We start from the raw sequence: 15779 nt of genomic DNA on the forward strand, positions 1-15779 counted from the left end.
GCCGCTGTCGGTTCAGGATCTGATGATATCGTGGTGGCGCAGCAGGTCTAACAATTGGCCGGTCAGTTTTGTAACCAATTGTTCACCATCCAGCTGGATTTCCGGCGCGTCCGGCGCCTCGTAAACGCTGTCGATACCGGTGAAGTTACGCAGCTCGCCGGCACGGGCTTTTTTATACAAGCCTTTCGGATCGCGTGCTTCGCACACCGCCAGCGGCGTATCGACGAACACCTCGATAAACTGCCCGTCACCGAGCAGATCGCGTACCATCTGGCGCTCGGCACGGTGCGGCGAGATGAACGCCGTCAGCACCACCAGTCCGGCATCCACCATCAGTTTCGCCACTTCGCCCACGCGCCGGATATTCTCTTTGCGGTCTTCATCGCTGAAACCGAGATCGCGGCACAGGCCGTGACGCACATTGTCGCCGTCCAGCAGATAGGTGCTGACGCCCAGCCGGTGCAGCGCCTGCTCCAGCGCACCGGCCACGGTGGATTTACCCGAGCCAGAGAGCCCGGTAAACCACAGCACCACACCACGATGGCCGTGCTGCTGTTCGCGTTCAGCGCGCGTGACCGGATGGTCATGCCACACCACGTTTTCGTCGTGCTGCGCCATTACTGACCGCCCAGCAGGTCGCGCGCGTTCCAGTGCGGGAAGTGACGGCGCACCAGCGCGTTCAGCTCCAGCTCGAAATCACTGTACTGGCCAGCCTGACTGCGCGCGGCGCTCAGCGGCTGATGGATCATGCCGGCGCCGACGGTCACGTTGCTCAGGCGATCGATAAAGATCATGCCGCCGGTCACTGGGTTCTGCTGGTAAGCATCCAGCACCATCGGTTCATCAAACGTCACTTCTACCAGACCGATGCCGTTGAGCGGCAGGCTGTCGACCGCGCGTTTTTCCAGCGTATTGATCTCTACCTGATGGAGAATCTTTTCGATGCGGCCACGCGCTTTCTTGCCGGCAATTTTCACTTCATAGCTTTGTCCCGGCTGCAGCGGCTGTTCCGCCATCCACACCACGTCGACGGTCGCGGACTGCACCGCCTGCAAATCGGCTGCGGCATCCACCAGCAGATCGCCACGGCTGATGTCGATCTCATCGTTCAGCACCAGGGTAATCGCCTCACCGGCGGCCGCCTGCTGCAGGTCGCCGTCAAAGGTGACGATACGCGCAACGCTGGATTCCACGCCGGACGGCAGCACTTTCACCCGCTGGCCGACGCTGACCACGCCCGACGCCAGCGTACCGGCATAGCCACGGAAGTCGAGGTTCGGCCGGTTAACATACTGCACCGGGAAGCGCATCGGCTGCGTGTCGACCACGCGCTTAAGCTCTACCGTCTCCAGCACGTCGAGCAGCGTCGGGCCGCTGTACCACGGCATGGTTACGCTCGGGGTGGCGACGTTATCGCCTTCCAGCGCCGACATCGGCACAAAGCGGATATCAAGATCGTCCGGCAGCTGCGCGGCAAAATCGAGGTAATCCTGTTTGATCTGCTCGAAGGTCTCCTGGCTGTACGCCACCAGATCCATCTTGTTGATCGCCACCACCAGATGTTTGATGCCCAGCAGCGTGGCAATAAAGCTGTGGCGACGGGTCTGATCCAGCACGCCTTTGCGCGCATCGATCAGCAGGATCGCCAGATCGCAGGTTGAGGCACCGGTCGCCATGTTGCGGGTGTACTGCTCGTGCCCCGGCGTGTCGGCGATGATGAATTTGCGCTTCTCGGTGGAGAAATAGCGATAGGCCACATCGATAGTGATGCCCTGCTCGCGCTCGGCCTGCAGGCCATCAACCAGCAGCGCCAGATCGAGTTTCTCGCCCTGGGTGCCGTGGCGTTTGCTGTCATTGTGCAGCGACGACAGCTGATCTTCATAAATCTGGCGCGTATCGTGCAGCAGACGGCCAATCAGCGTACTTTTGCCGTCGTCGACGCTGCCGCAGGTGAGGAAACGCAGCAGGCTTTTGTGTTGTTGCGCGGTCAGCCAGGCTTCAACGCCGCCCTGCTCGGCAATCTGTTGGGCAATAACGGTATTCATCGGCGTCTCCTTAGAAATAACCCTGACGTTTTTTCAGTTCCATCGAACCGGCCTGGTCGCGGTCAATCACGCGCCCCTGACGTTCACTGGTGGTGGAGACCAGCATCTCTTCAATGATTTCCGGCAGCGTCTGCGCCTCGGATTCCACCGCGCCGGTCAGCGGCCAGCAGCCGAGGGTACGGAAGCGCACCATACGCTGCTTAATCACTTCTCCCGGCTGCAGGTTGATACGATCGTCATCAATCATCATCAGCATGCCGTCGCGCTCCAGTACCGGGCGCGGTGCAGCCAGGTACAGCGGCACGATTTCGATGTTTTCCAGGAAGATGTACTGCCAGATATCCAGCTCGGTCCAGTTGGAGAGCGGGAACACGCGAATGCTTTCGCCTTTGTTGATCTGGCCATTGTAGTTGTGCCACAGCTCCGGACGCTGGTTCTTCGGATCCCAGCGGTGGAAACGATCGCGGAACGAATAGATACGCTCTTTGGCGCGCGACTTCTCTTCGTCACGACGTGCACCACCGAACGCTGCATCAAAACCATATTTGTTCAGCGCCTGCTTCAGGCCCTCGGTTTTCATGATGTCGGTATGTTTGGCGCTGCCGTGCACGAACGGGTTAATGCCCATCGCCACGCCTTCCGGGTTACGGTGCACCAGCAGCTCTGCGCCCATCGCTTTCACGGTGCGATCGCGGAACTCGTACATTTCATGGAATTTCCAGCCGGTATCAACGTGCAGCAGCGGAAACGGCAGCGTGCCCGGATAGAAGGCTTTGCGCGCCAGATGCAGCATCACCGAGGAGTCTTTACCGATGGAGTACATCATCACCGGATTGCTGAACTCGGCCGCCACCTCGCGGATGATATGGATACTCTCTGCCTCCAGCTGGCGCAGATGAGTGAGACGATTTTGGTCCATAATTTTTCCTCAAGCCAAATTGACAACGGCGGACTCGCGAGCCCCCTGCTGTGCCGAATGTTGGAACCAGGCAAGTTGCCCGTGCAGATTCACCACTTCGCCAATCACTAATAGCGCTGGCGTCGGCGCGGCAGCTGCCAGCGCCTCGAGTTGTGCTAAGGTGCCGGTCAGCACCTGTTGATCCTGGCGCGTGCCGCGACCAATCACCGCCACTGGCGTTGACGGCGCGCGGCCGTGTTCGATCAGCCCGGCGGCAATTTCCGCCGCTTTCACCGTGCCCATGTAAATTGCCAGCGTCTGCCGCGCGCGCGCCAGCGACGGCCAGTCGATACCGTCGCCGTCGGCGCGGCAGTGACCGGTAATAAACAGCACGCTCTGGGCATAATCGCGGTGGGTTAACGGAATACCGGCATATGCGGTAGCACCCGCGGCCGCGGTGATGCCCGGCACCACCTGGAACGAAATGCCCGCTGCCTGCGCCGCCTGCAGCTCTTCGCCGCCGCGGCCAAAAATAAACGGATCGCCGCCTTTCAGGCGCACCACGCGCTTGCCCTGCTGCGCCAGCGTCACCAGCAGCTGATTGGTCTCTTCCTGCGGCACCGAATGGGCGCCGGCGCGTTTGCCGACGCAGATACGATCGGCATCGCGTCTTACCAGCTCCAGCACCTCGTCGCTGACCAGATGGTCATACAGCACCACATCGGCCAGCTGCATCACCTGCAGCCCGCGCAGCGTCAGCAGACCACTGTCGCCCGGGCCGGCACCGACCAGCGTGATTTCACCCTGATTATCGGAGGTGTTTTCCAGTTCGCGATCGAGCGTGCGGCGCGCCTCGTTGACGTTACCCGCCGCCATCTGGCTGGCAAACAGGCCATTAAAAGCCCGCTCCCAGAAGCGACGACGGTCAGACATTTTGTGGTAGCGCTGTTTGACTTTGTCGCGCCACTGACCGGCCACTTCGGCCATCTGCCCGAGATTGGCGGGCAGCAGCGCTTCGATTTTTTCACGCAGCAGACGCGCCAGCACCGGCGCGGTGCCGCTGGAGGAGATCGCCACCACCAGCGGTGAGCGATCGACAATCGACGGGAAGATAAAGCTGCATTTCGGCTGGTCGTCGACCACATTCACCAGCTTGTGGCGCGCATTGGCGGCATCAAATACCTGCGCGTTGAGGGCGTTATCGTCGGTGGCGGCAATCACGAGGAAAACATCGTCCAGCTGCGCCGCGTCGAAGTGCTGATCAATCCACTCGATGGCGTTAATATCGCGCAGCGCCTGCAGTTCATGGCCGAGCTCGCGCGCGGCCACCCGCACGTGCGCACCGGCACGCCGCAGCAGCTCAATTTTACGCGCAGCGATTTCGCCACCGCCGACCACCAGCACCGGACGGTTTTTGAGATCGGCAAAGAGAGGCAAGTAATCCACGTTAACCTTGTTAGTTTTACAATAAGTTAACGTGACTATACGTCCCCGCCTTCTGGCAGATGAAATTACGAATTAGCATGAGTAGTTACCAAATGGAATAACGCAACGGGATTGCTGATAACAATTTGTGCTTAACAAATGATATTGCTGGTGTTTCGGAGCGATACAAATTGTGCAGGCGGCGTCACAGTTTCATACTAACTCAGAATTTTTTTACCCTGACGGGATGTCAGAAAAGGACAACCACTATGTTTGCCACTCTCCGCCGCAGCGTGCTGGCAGCACTGATTGCCGGCGGTTTGCCTCTTTTGGCGCAGGCTGCAGCGATCGCCCCTGGCCACTTTGCCGAACAGCAGCTGCGTCACATCGCTACCTATTTCCCCGGCCGCATGAGCGGCAGCCCCGCCGAGCTGATGACGGCAGATTATCTGCAGCAGCAGTTCACTCAGCTTGGTTATCAGAGCAATACCCGGCAGTTTAATACCAGCTACAACTGGCTGGAGAAACAGGGCATCACGCGCCGCCATAAAGTGACGGCGACCTCGGTGATCGCCGCACGCGCCGGCAGCGTGCCGCAGGAGATTCTGATCGTCACCCATCTGGATACCTGGACGCCGCTCAGCCAGCACGAGGCAGACAATAATCTCGGCGGCCTGCGTTTGCAGGGCGTGGACGATAACGCTTCCGGGCTGGGCGTAATGCTGGAGCTGGCGCAGGCGCTGAGTCAAACGCCGCTGCACTATGGCGTGCGCTTTGTGGCACTGAGCGCAGGCGAAGCCGGTTTACACGGTATGGATGATTATCTGGCGCGCATGAGCGTGCAGGAGAAGAAAGATACGCTGCTGGTGATCGATCTGAATAGCCTGATCGTTGGCGATCGCCTCTACTTTAATAACGGCATGAATACGCCAGCGGCAGTACGCAAGCAGACCAGCGCGCGCGCCCTGCAGATTGCACACCGTTACGGCATCACGGCCGCCAGCCACGTGCTGACCGCACGCGACTACCCGGGCGTTAATCCGTTTGATAAAGCCGGGATTCCACTGCTGGACGTCACCGCAGCCAACTGGGCGCTGGGCAATAAAGCCGGTGAGCAGCAGCGCGCGCGGTCACCGCATTTTCCGGAGGGTACGGTGCGCCACCAGACCGGGCGCGATAATCTGACTTACATCGACCACTGGCTGCCGGGGCGCATCCATCAGCGCACGCGCGACAGCGTACGTATTTTGCAGCCGCTGCTGACGGAGCTGGCTAATCCGACGTTGTAAGATCCTGCCGGTTTTTTGCGGGTGCGCACCGATGCGCACTCGCAGCAATTGCGCCCGTCAGCCTTCGTGTAACCCGCACTCTCGTTTGAGGCCGAAAAAGCGCGTCTCTTCCTCAGCCATCCCCGGCTCCCACTTGCGCGTGGTGTGCGTGTCGCCCACGGAGAGGTAACCTTCGTCCCACAGCGGATGGTACTTCAGCCCATGCTGCTTCAGATACTGGTGCACCTGACGATTATCCCAGTCGATGATCGGCAGGATTTTGAACACGCCACGCTGCACGGCCAGTACCGGCAGGCTGGCACGGCTGCCGGACTGATCGCGGCGCAGGCCGGCAAACCAGGTCTGCGCACCCAGCGTTTGCAGCGCGCGGTTCATCGGCTCGACTTTGTTCAGCTGGTTGTACTGCTCGATCCCTTCAACGCCCTGCTCCCACAGCTTGCCGTAGCGCGCTTCCTGCCACGCCGGTGAGGTTTCGGCGCGGAAGATCTGCAGATTCAGGTTCAGCTGCTGCGTCAGCTCATCGATGAAGCGGTAGGTCTCAGGGAACAGATAACCGGTATCGGTGAGGATTACCGGAATATCCGGGCGCTGCTGCGTGACCATGTGCAACAGCACCGCCGCCTGAATACCAAAACTCGACGACAGCACAAAGGCGCCTGGCAGCTGCTCCAGCGCCCAGCTGACGCGCTGTTCGGCGGAGAGCTTTTCCAGCTGGACGTTGCTTTCCGCCAGCGCCATGATGCGATCGACTTTGCTGCCGCTGTTCAGGCTGGCGAGATCGGGTAGTGTCATACTGCCTCCGGGTCCCAGAAATCACGGGCGGGATCGACCACCGGCTGCACAATGCCCGCGCGAATCACGAAGTCACCAAACCCTTCATCCGCCGTGCGCTCGCTGGCCCAGCGCGCCACCAGCTCATCGATGCTGGCGAGGATTTCGTTTTCCGTGATGTTTTCGCGGTACATGCGCGGGATGCGCGTGCCGATGCGATTACCACCAATATGCAGGTTGTAACGGCCCGGCGCTTTGCCCACCAGGCCCAGTTCGGCCAGCATGGCACGCCCGCAGCCGTTCGGACAACCGGTAACGCGTAACACTATGTGCTCTTCGCCGACGCCGTGGCGGTGCATGATCTCCTCCACTTTGCTGACGAAGGATGGCAGGAAGCGTTCGGCTTCAGCCATCGCCAGCGGACAGGTCGGGAAAGCCACGCAGGCCATGGAGTTTTCACGCTGCGGCGTGACCGCTTCCATCAGGCCGTGCTCACGCGCAATGGCTTCGATCTGCGCTTTCTGCGCCTCCGGTACGCCGGCCACAATCAGGTTCTGATTGGCGGTCAGGCGGAAATCGCCCTGATGCACTTTGGCAATCTCCGCAATACCGCGCTTCAGCGGACGGCCCGGATAATCCAGCAGGCGACCGTTTTCGATAAACAGCGTCAGGTGCCATTTCTTGTCGATGCCCTTCACCCAGCCGATGCGATCGCCACGGGTGGTAAATTCGTATGGGCGAATCGGCTCGAAGGTCAGGCCGGCACGCTTCTCGACTTCGGCTTTAAAGGTCTCGACGCCGACGCGCTCCAGCGTGTATTTGGTTTTGGCATTTTTACGATCGGTACGGTTACCCCAGTCGCGCTGCGTGGTGACCACCGCTGCAGCCACATCAAGGATCTTCTCCACCGGCAGGTAGCCAAACTCGCTGGCGGTGCGCGCGTAAGTGGCTTTGTTGCCGTGCTCAATCGACAAACCGCCACCGACCAGCAGGTTAAAGCCAATCAGCTTGCCGTTCTCCGCAATGGCGATGAAGTTCAGATCGTTCGCATGCAGGTCGACATCGTTATGCGGCGGTACCACAACGGTGGTTTTAAACTTACGTGGCAGATAGGTCTCACCGAGGATCGGCTCCTGATCGGTGGTGGCGACCTTCTCCTGATCCCACCAGATCTCGGCGTAGGCGCGCGTCTGCGGCAGCAGATGCTCGGAAAGCTTTTTCGCCCACTCGTACGCTTCCTGATGCAGCTCTGACTCCACCGGGTTCGAGGTACACAGCACGTTACGGTTGACGTCGTTGGCGGTAGCCAGCGCGTCCAGTCCGACTTCATGCAGCATCTGGTGAGTTGGCTTGACGTTCTTCTTCAGAATGCCGTGAAACTGGAACGTCTGACGGTTAGTCAGGCGGATGCTGCCGTACAGCGTTTTGTCGGTGGCAAATTTATCAATCGCCAGCCACTGCGTTGGCGTGATGATGCCGCCCGGCAGACGGCAGCGCAGCATCATCGCATGACGTGGCTCCAGCTTCTGCGCAGCGCGCTCGGCGCGGATGTCGCGGTCATCCTGCTGGTACATGCCGTGAAAACGGATCAGCAGGAAGTTATCGCCGGTAAAGCCGCCGGTCAGGCCATTGTCGAGATCTTCTAAAATGGTGCCGCGCAGGTAGTTGCTCTGCTTTTTCAGACGCTCGGCGTCGGAAAGTTTGCCTTCAACCACCAGCGGTCCAGGATGTTTTTCGCTCATTAGTAAACGTCTCGCTGATAACGGCGCTCAATGCGCAGCTCACTTAAAAATTCGTCAGCGGTTTCACGATCCATGCCGCCGTGTTCGACCACCACATCCAGTAATGCCTGTTCAACGTCTTTCGCCATGCGATTGGCGTCGCCGCAGACGTACAGGTGCGCGCCCTCTTCAATCCAGCGCCACACTTCCGCCCCTCTGGCGCGGATTTTATCCTGTACGTAAATCTTTTCGGCCTGATCGCGTGACCACGCCAGATCGATATGGGTCAGCAGACCGTCTTTAACGTATTTCTGCCACTCTACCTGATAGAGGAAATCTTCGGTGAAGTGCGGATTACCAAAGAACAGCCAGTTTTTACCGCTGGCACCGTCGTTTTCACGCTGCTGCATGAAGGCGCGGAACGGGGCAATGCCGGTGCCCGGGCCGATCATGATCACCGGCGCATCCGGATTGGCCGGCAGGCGGAAATTATCGTTATGCTCAATGAACACGCGGATTTCGCCATCTTCTTCCAGCCGATCGGCCAGCCAGGTGGACGCGCCGCCGCCGCGCTGACGGCCGTCAATTTCATAACGCACCGCGCCGACGGTGATATGCACTTCGGTTTCGTTCTCCGCCTGCGACGAGGCGATGGAGTAAAGCCGCGGCGTCAGCGGACGCAGCAGGCCAGTCAGCTGACCGGCGTTCAGTTCGGTGGGTGCCTGGCGCACCATGTCGACAATCGGGAAACTCTGCGCGAAGCTTTGCAGCTTCGGCTTGTCGCCCGCCAGCGCCAGCAGCGCCTCGTTGCGCGACAGGGCTGCATACTGCTCGACAATCTGCGGCGTGTTGACCGTCAGCTCAAAATGTTTCTGCAGCGCCTCGGCCAGCGGCAGAGTTTCTCCGCGCACCTCGACCTGCTCATCGCCTTTCAGCCATACTAGCTGCAGCAGCTCCTGCACCAGTTCCGCATCGTTTTCATACCATACGCCGAGCGCATCGCCTGGCTGGTAACGCAGACCGGAATCACCCAGATCGATTTCGATATGGCGCACGTCTTTATCTGAGTTGCGACCGGTAATTTTCTGGTTCAGAGCAAAGCTGGCGGTGAGCGGCGCTTCTTTGGTGTAAGGACTGCTGTCCACCAGATTGACGCTGCCAGCCGCGCTGGCTGCCAGCTGCGCTGCCGGTTCCGCCGGCACGCGCGCTTTGAGAATATCGGTGAGCTGCAGACGCCAGGCGCTGGCCAGCTCGCTGTATTCAACATCGGCATCCACGCGATCCAGCAGGCGTTCGCCGCCCAGTTCGGCCAGACGCTGGTCGAAGTCTTTACCGGCCTGACTGAAAAATTCATAGGAGGTATCGCCAAGACCAAACACGGCAAAGGCGGTATCGCTCAGCTTCGGCGCTTTCTTCGACAGCAGGAATTTATGCAGCGCTACCGCCTCTTCCGGCGGTTCGCCCTCGCCCTGCGTTGAGGTCACGATGACCAGCAGTTTTTCCTGACCGATCTGTTTGAATTTATAGTCGCCGGCATTCACCAGGTTGACGCTCAGTTTCGCCGCCAGCAAATCGTCACGCAGCTGCTCGGCCAGCCGGCGCGCATTGCCGGTTTGGGAGGCGGAGATCAGCGTAATGCCCGGCACCTCAGCGGCGACTGGCGCAGGCGCGGCAACGGTGCCCGGTGCCTGATTAACCATGCCCCAGAAGTAGCCAGAGAGCCATGCCAGCTGCGTTGGATTGAAATCGGTGGTCGCGGCCTGTAAGCGCGCAATTTGCTCCGGGGATAGCGGAAGCATCGCTGGGGGTGCCTGAGTCGTCATCGCGTTAAAAATTCCAGTGTCAGAAATCCGTACCGGGAAGCGGCGGAAGAGTGGGTAGGTTACCGGCCTGTATATTAACGATTAAATAAGGCTTCGACATAATAAATAACCAAAATGACTAAGTGGTTTTTTGGGTCAGACTAACCAGTAAAAGTGGTAAATAAAGTTGTCGTAATTCAATCAGTTAATTTACGGCGTAAACGGCAGATCAGCAGAAATGCCCTTTTCAGCGCTGGCGGGTGCGAAAAATCTGCTTTTCAGGTAGACTTCAGCGGTTTTTACGTCTGAGAGCCATTATGTCTACCACGCTGTTTAAAGAGTTCCAGTTTGAAGCGGCCCACCGCTTACCTCACGTGCCGGAAGGGCATAAATGCGGTCGTCTGCACGGCCATTCATTTCTGGTGCGACTGGAAATTACCGGTGAAGTGGATGCGCATACCGGTTGGGTAATGGATTTTGCCGAACTGAAGGCGGCGTTCAGGCCGATCTACGATCGCCTCGATCACCATTATCTCAACGATATTCCCGGTCTGGAGAACCCGACCAGCGAAGTGCTGGCGAAATGGATCTGGGATGAGATGAAGCCGATTCTGCCTGAGCTGAGTGCAGTGATGATCAAAGAGACCTGCACCGCAGGCTGCGTCTATCGCGGCTGACAGTCGCGGTAAAGGTCAGAAGGTCGCCATCAATGGCGACCCTACGGTGCAGTGCGGATTTTTACTGGGTGCGCATTAATGCGCATCGGCTACCATTGGCCAGGTCGCCATCAATGGCGACCCTACGGTGTAATGAGTTTTACAGGGTGCGCATTGATGCTTACCCGCCACAATTGCGTTAATTTTGCCGGGTGCGCATCGGGTGAATCAGGCGATGTTCAGGTATTTGTGCGTCTGCATCGAAAGCCGCCAGTTGCGGGCAATGCAGGTTTCGATACACAGTCTGGTCGCCGCCTCGCCACGGCTGATGGGCTGCAGCGCCACAATGCGTTTTTTCTCATCCTGCAGGCCAGCCAGCAGCGCATCCAGCGCTTCCACATCCCGCTCACGCGCCACCGGATGTTTAATCTCATCGGCACGCTGCAGCGCCTGCGGCAGCACATCGTAGCCACCCCGCATGTTCACCTTCGGCGACACCGTCACCCAGGTGGCAGCGGAACAGTGCACTTCATGCGTGCCGCTGGTTTCAATCTGACACTGAAAACCGGCCGCTTCCAGCGCTTCGGTCAGTGGACGTAAGTCAAAAATTGCCGGCTCACCGCCGGTGATTACCACATGGCGGGCGGTCCAGCCCTGACGCTGAATGCTCTCAATCAGCGTGGCCGCATCGGCGCTGCCCCAGGCATCGCTCTCCACGGTTTTGACCAGAATGTCCCCCAGCGACGTCTCCCGATCCGCCCGCGTTTCCCAGGTATGTTTGGTATCACACCAGCTACAGCCCACCGGACATCCTTGTAAGCGGATAAAGATGGCCGGCACGCCGGTGTAAAAACCTTCGCCCTGCAGCGTCTGGAACATTTCGTTAATCGGGTAGAACATTTTTTACTCACATCAGAAATTCGAGGCGCAGATTATGGCAGATTTTGTGCGTCGCTTCACAGCTGCTTCGTGCCATAAAAAGCAAAAGCCCCGCACGAGGCGGGGCTTGATGTCAGGCGATGTGGCCATTTAGCCACATCCGCAGGCGATTACGCCTGGCCTTTAACTTCTTTCAGACCGTTGAACGGCGCTTTGTCACCCAGCGCTTCTTCGATACGAATCAGCTGGTTGTACTTAGCAACGCGGTCAGAACGGCTCATAGAACCGGTTTTGATCTGGCCAGCGGCAGTACCGACCGCCAGGTCAGCGATGGTCGCGTCTTCAGTTTCGCCAGAGCGGTGAGAGATGACCGCGGTGTAGCCAGCGTCTTTCGCCATCTTGATCGCAGCCAGGGTTTCGGTCAGAGAACCGATCTGGTTGAATTTGATCAGGATAGAGTTAGCGATGCCTTTCTCGATGCCTTCTTTCAGGATTTTGGTGTTGGTCACGAACAGGTCGTCGCCCACCAGCTGAATTTTGTCGCCCAGCACTTTGGTCTGGTAAGCGAAGCCGTTCCAGTCAGACTCATCCAGACCGTCTTCGATAGAAACGATTGGGTACTGTTTGGTCAGGTCTTCCAGGAAGTGGGTGAACTCTTCAGAAGTGAAGGCTTTGTTGCCTTCGCCAGCCAGCACATATTTGCCGTCTTTGTAGAATTCAGATGCTGCGCAGTCCATCGCCAGGGTGATGTCTTTGCCCAGCTCGTAGCCTGCTGCTTTAACAGCTTCAGCGATAACGGCCAGCGCTTCGGCGTTTGAACCCAGGTTTGGCGCGTAGCCACCTTCGTCACCCACCGCAGTGTTCATGCCTTTGGCTTTCAGGACTTTAGCCAGGTGATGGAATACTTCAGAACCCATACGGATGGCTTCTTTCACGGTTTTCGCGCCAACCGGCTGAATCATGAACTCCTGGATATCAACGTTGTTATCCGCGTGCTCACCACCGTTGATGATGTTCATCATTGGCAGTGGCATAGAGTATTTGCCCGGGGTGCCGTTCAGTTCTGCAATGTGTGCGTACAGTGGCAGGCCTTTAGAGGCTGCTGCTGCTTTCGCTGCTGCCAGAGAAACCGCCAGAATGGCGTTTGCACCGAAGTTGGATTTGTTGTCAGTACCGTCCAGCTCGATCATGATCTTATCGATGTTCGCCTGGTCTTTGGCATCTTTGCCTTTTACCGCGTCAGCGATTGGGCCGTTAACCGCAGCAACCGCTTTGGTTACGCCTTTGCCCAGGAAACGAGACTTATCACCGTCACGCAGCTCCAGTGCTTCGCGTGAACCGGTTGATGCACCTGATGGCGCAGCAGCCAGACCAACGAAACCGCCTTCCAGATGCACTTCTGCTTCTACAGTCGGGTTGCCACGGGAGTCGATGATTTCGCGACCGATGACTTTAACGATTTTGGACATTCGATTTTCCTCAGTACAAGTTAGTCAATCCTAAGACAAACAACGCGCGAAAAGTTCGCGCGCTGTTCGTTAAACTCTTACTTCGCTAAACGCTTCTGGTGCTCCTGCGCGGCTTTCACAAAGCCAGCGAACAGCGGATGACCATCACGCGGGGTCGACGTGAATTCCGGGTGGAACTGGCAGGCTACAAACCATGGATGATTCGGGATCTCGATGATCTCCACCAGTTGATCGTCGCCGGAACGGCCTGCAATGTGCAGACCCGCCGCTTCAATCTGCTTCAGCAGCAGATTGTTTACTTCGTAACGGTGGCGATGACGCTCAGTAATGACGTCAGAGCCGTACAGCTGGCGCACTTTGCTTTCCGGCGTCAGTTGGCACTGCTGGCTTCCCAGACGCATGGTGCCGCCCAGATCGCTCTGCTCGGTACGCTGTTCAACGTTACCGTTTTCATCGCGCCATTCGGTGATTAACGCAACCACCGGGTACTTACAGTCTGGCACAAATTCAGTGGAGTTGGCGCCTTCCATCCCGGCCACGTTGCGCGCGAATTCCATCAGCGCAATCTGCATGCCAAGGCAAATGCCGAGGTACGGAATGTTGTTTTCACGCGCGTATTGCGCGGTCAGCAATTTCCCTTCCACACCGCGGTAACCGAAGCCACCAGGAATCAGGATAGCATCAAGATCTTTCAGAATTTCGACGCCGCGCGTTTCCACATCCTGCGAATCGATCAGCTTGATGTTCACGGTGACGCGATTTTTCAGGCCGCCGTGCTTCAGCGCTTCAATCACGGATTTGTAGGCATCCGGCAGTTCGACATATTTGCCGACCATACCGATGGTGACTTCGCCGCCCGGATTGGCTTCTTCGTAAATCACCTGCTCCCACTCGGCCAGATTGGCTTCCGGCGCGCTCAGGTTGAAACGCTTGCAGATGTAATCATCCAGACCCTGCGATTTCAGCAGGCCCGGGATCTTGTAGATCGAATCAACGTCTTTTAGCGAGATAACCGCTTTTTCCGGCACGTTACAGAACAGGGCGATCTTCGCGCGCTCGTTAGCGGGCACCGCGCGGTCTGAACGGCAAATCAGCACGTCAGGCTGAATACCAATCGACAGCAGCTCTTTGACCGAGTGCTGAGTTGGCTTGGTTTTCACTTCACCCGCCGCCGCCATGTAAGGCACCAGCGTCAGGTGCATGTACATGGTGTGTTCACGGCCAACATCGACCGCCATCTGACGAATCGCTTCCAGGAACGGCAGGGATTCGATATCGCCCACGGTTCCGCCGATTTCCACCAGCACGACGTCATGACCTTCGCCACCTTCAATGATGCGCTCTTTGATGGCGTTGGTGATGTGTGGGATAACCTGAATGGTCGCGCCCAGATAGTCGCCGCGACGCTCTTTGCGCAGCACTTCTGAGTAGATACGGCCGGTAGTAAAGTTGTTGCGGCGCGACATTTTAGTACGGATGAAGCGCTCGTAGTGACCTAAATCCAGATCGGTCTCGGCCCCGTCATCGGTGACGAACACTTCACCGTGCTGTGTAGGGCTCATGGTACCCGGATCGACGTTGATATACGGATCGAGTTTCATGATGGTCACATTCAGACCACGTGCTTCAAGGATGGCTGCGAGGGAGGCTGCGGCAATGCCTTTGCCCAGAGAGGAAACGACCCCGCCGGTCACAAAAATATAATTCGTTGTCATGCTGAACCTGAGAGTTTAGGTTTAAAGACGGTGGAATAACCAGGACGGGAAAACAGTATACCCGAAGTCGTCCGCAGCCACAATTGATGAATCACACCATCCTCCTCGCATTACAGCCTGTAACATAGCGGAGAGTGCCGGGTGAAATGTTGACGTACGTCACAAAGTTGCCGACTGGCTGAATCGAGTAAGCTCAGGCGGTGATTTTATGCTCAGCGCTGGAATAATCACCGGCGCTGCGCAGAGATGTTGAATAAGGTTATTCGCCGGCTTTGACCTGCTGCCAGGCGGCTTCCATCTGCGCCAGCGTAGCCTGTTCCATGCTCAGCCCCTGGGCCTGAATAATATTCTCGACCTGACGGAAGCGGCGCTCGAACTTGTCATTGGCCTTTTGCAGCGCGGTTTCCGCTTTGCTGCCGAGATGGCGTGACAGATTGACGGTAGCGAACAGCAGATCGCCAATCTCCTCTTCCAGCTTGTCGCTGTCCACCACCGCCTGCTGGGCTTCATGCATCACTTCGTCGATCTCTTCATGCACTTTATCCAGCACCGGCCCGAGGCTGTCCCAGTCGAAGCCTACGCTGTGACAGCGCTTCTGGATTTTATAAGCGCGCATCAGCGCCGGCAGCGCTTTCGGGATATCGTCCAGCACCGAGTGCTGAGACTTCTCCGCACGCTCACGCTGCTTGATCGCCTCCCAGTTTTTCAGCACTTCGGCCGTGGAATCGACCTGGACTTCGCCGAAGATGTGCGGATGGCGACGCTCCAGTTTGTCACTGATGGCGTTGCAGATGTCATCGAAATTGAAACGCTGCTGCTCCTCGGCCATGCGGGCGTAGAACACCACCTGAAACAGCAGATCGCCCAGTTCGCCGCGCAGATCGTCAAAGTCTTCGCGCTGGATGGCGTCGATAACTTCATAGGTCTCTTCCAGCGTATACGGCGCGATAGAGGCGAAGGTCTGCTGGCGATCCCACGGGCAGCCGCGCACCGGATCGCGCAGGGTTTGCATGATGGTGAGCAGGCGGTTTAAAGCAGTCATGAAAGTCCCCGGAACAACAAGATAAAAAGCCGCCATCAATGGCGACCCTGCAGGGTAATTACGCGGT

Annotated in this window: 13 protein-coding genes; 2 read left to right on the forward strand and 11 right to left on the reverse strand. The window is 58.0% G+C overall.

Features of this window, described 5'->3' with window-relative positions:
• Positions 1–12: 12 nt before the first annotated feature.
• The 4 genes from cysC to cysG are packed head-to-tail and all read right to left on the reverse strand — an operon-like array spanning position 13 to position 4389.
• A complete protein-coding gene (gene cysC / locus F3I21_RS15820) occupies positions 13–618 on the reverse strand; it encodes an adenylyl-sulfate kinase (protein ID WP_021507352.1) in 606 nt (201 codons plus the stop codon).
• Positions 618–2045, reverse strand: coding sequence for a sulfate adenylyltransferase subunit CysN (gene cysN, locus F3I21_RS15825; RefSeq protein WP_058759743.1), 1428 nt, complete (start codon positions 2043–2045; stop codon positions 618–620). Before cysN ends, cysC begins: the two co-directional genes overlap by 1 nt.
• A gap of 10 nt (positions 2046–2055) precedes the next feature.
• Positions 2056–2964: a sulfate adenylyltransferase subunit CysD gene (gene cysD, locus F3I21_RS15830; RefSeq protein ID WP_150059296.1), complete on the reverse strand. Its 909-nt coding sequence runs from the start codon at positions 2962–2964 to the stop codon at positions 2056–2058.
• A 9-nt stretch (positions 2965–2973) separates the two neighbouring features.
• Complete coding sequence (gene cysG / locus F3I21_RS15835; RefSeq protein WP_150059297.1) at positions 2974–4389, reverse strand: siroheme synthase CysG; 1416 nt, start codon at positions 4387–4389, stop codon at positions 2974–2976.
• A gap of 248 nt (positions 4390–4637) precedes the next feature.
• Here cysG and F3I21_RS15840 point away from each other — a divergent pair, with 248 nt between their 5' ends.
• Positions 4638–5657 carry an aminopeptidase gene (locus F3I21_RS15840; RefSeq protein WP_058775990.1) on the forward strand — a complete coding sequence of 340 codons (1020 nt, stop codon included), beginning with the start codon at positions 4638–4640 and terminating at the stop codon, positions 5655–5657.
• 57 nt (positions 5658–5714) lie between these two features.
• Here the strand turns inward: F3I21_RS15840 and F3I21_RS15845 are convergent, their stop codons facing one another.
• From F3I21_RS15845 to cysJ, 3 genes are read right to left on the reverse strand one after another with little or no spacing between them, the layout of a single operon-like run.
• Positions 5715–6449 (reverse strand): phosphoadenylyl-sulfate reductase, encoded by a 735-nt coding sequence (locus F3I21_RS15845; protein WP_058759741.1) that lies wholly within the window; start codon positions 6447–6449, stop codon positions 5715–5717.
• Complete coding sequence (gene cysI / locus F3I21_RS15850; protein ID WP_021507358.1) at positions 6446–8170, reverse strand: assimilatory sulfite reductase (NADPH) hemoprotein subunit; 1725 nt, start codon at positions 8168–8170, stop codon at positions 6446–6448. The genes F3I21_RS15845 and cysI overlap by 4 nt, the downstream gene beginning before the upstream one ends.
• Positions 8170–9972 (reverse strand): NADPH-dependent assimilatory sulfite reductase flavoprotein subunit, encoded by a 1803-nt coding sequence (gene cysJ, locus F3I21_RS15855; protein ID WP_150059298.1) that lies wholly within the window; start codon positions 9970–9972, stop codon positions 8170–8172. Before cysJ ends, cysI begins: the two co-directional genes overlap by 1 nt.
• Before the next feature lie 293 nt (positions 9973–10265).
• Here cysJ and queD point away from each other — a divergent pair, with 293 nt between their 5' ends.
• Positions 10266–10628, forward strand: a complete 363-nt coding sequence (gene queD / locus F3I21_RS15860; protein ID WP_176428100.1) for a 6-carboxytetrahydropterin synthase QueD — start codon at positions 10266–10268, stop codon at positions 10626–10628.
• A gap of 207 nt (positions 10629–10835) precedes the next feature.
• Here the strand turns inward: queD and queE are convergent, their stop codons facing one another.
• The 4 genes from queE to mazG all read right to left on the reverse strand — a co-directional run bounded on the left by queE (position 10836) and on the right by mazG (position 15712).
• Positions 10836–11507, reverse strand: coding sequence for a 7-carboxy-7-deazaguanine synthase QueE (queE, locus tag F3I21_RS15865; protein WP_021507361.1), 672 nt, complete (start codon positions 11505–11507; stop codon positions 10836–10838).
• Positions 11508–11656: 149 nt separating this feature from the next.
• Positions 11657–12955, reverse strand: coding sequence for a phosphopyruvate hydratase (gene eno, locus F3I21_RS15870; RefSeq protein ID WP_021507362.1), 1299 nt, complete (start codon positions 12953–12955; stop codon positions 11657–11659).
• A gap of 77 nt (positions 12956–13032) precedes the next feature.
• Entirely contained in the window at positions 13033–14670 is a 1638-nt protein-coding gene (gene pyrG / locus F3I21_RS15875; RefSeq protein WP_021507363.1) for a glutamine hydrolyzing CTP synthase, read from the reverse strand.
• 259 nt (positions 14671–14929) lie between these two features.
• Complete coding sequence (mazG, locus tag F3I21_RS15880; RefSeq protein ID WP_125310165.1) at positions 14930–15712, reverse strand: nucleoside triphosphate pyrophosphohydrolase; 783 nt, start codon at positions 15710–15712, stop codon at positions 14930–14932.
• Positions 15713–15779: the final 67 nt, after the last annotated feature.

Origin of the sequence: Pantoea sp. B_9 (assembly GCF_008632015.1) — a bacterium.
Classification (GTDB): domain Bacteria; phylum Pseudomonadota; class Gammaproteobacteria; order Enterobacterales; family Enterobacteriaceae; genus Pantoea; species Pantoea dispersa.

Excerpts from the sequence above, each read along its gene's own strand:
- cysC (WP_021507352.1), bottom strand. The coding sequence starts at position 618 with ATGGCGCAGCACGACGAAAACGTGGTGTGGCATGACCATCCGGTCACG.
- cysN (WP_058759743.1), bottom strand. The coding sequence starts at position 2,045 with ATGAATACCGTTATTGCCCAACAGATTGCCGAGCAGGGCGGCGTTGAA.
- cysD (WP_150059296.1), bottom strand. The coding sequence starts at position 2,964 with ATGGACCAAAATCGTCTCACTCATCTGCGCCAGCTGGAGGCAGAGAGT.
- F3I21_RS15840 (WP_058775990.1), top strand. The coding sequence starts at position 4,638 with ATGTTTGCCACTCTCCGCCGCAGCGTGCTGGCAGCACTGATTGCCGGC.
- F3I21_RS15845 (WP_058759741.1), bottom strand. The coding sequence starts at position 6,449 with ATGACACTACCCGATCTCGCCAGCCTGAACAGCGGCAGCAAAGTCGAT.
- cysI (WP_021507358.1), bottom strand. The coding sequence starts at position 8,170 with ATGAGCGAAAAACATCCTGGACCGCTGGTGGTTGAAGGCAAACTTTCC.
- cysJ (WP_150059298.1), bottom strand. The coding sequence starts at position 9,972 with ATGACGACTCAGGCACCCCCAGCGATGCTTCCGCTATCCCCGGAGCAA.
- queE (WP_021507361.1), bottom strand. The coding sequence starts at position 11,507 with ATGTTCTACCCGATTAACGAAATGTTCCAGACGCTGCAGGGCGAAGGT.
- eno (WP_021507362.1), bottom strand. The coding sequence starts at position 12,955 with ATGTCCAAAATCGTTAAAGTCATCGGTCGCGAAATCATCGACTCCCGT.
- pyrG (WP_021507363.1), bottom strand. The coding sequence starts at position 14,670 with ATGACAACGAATTATATTTTTGTGACCGGCGGGGTCGTTTCCTCTCTG.
- mazG (WP_125310165.1), bottom strand. The coding sequence starts at position 15,712 with ATGACTGCTTTAAACCGCCTGCTCACCATCATGCAAACCCTGCGCGAT.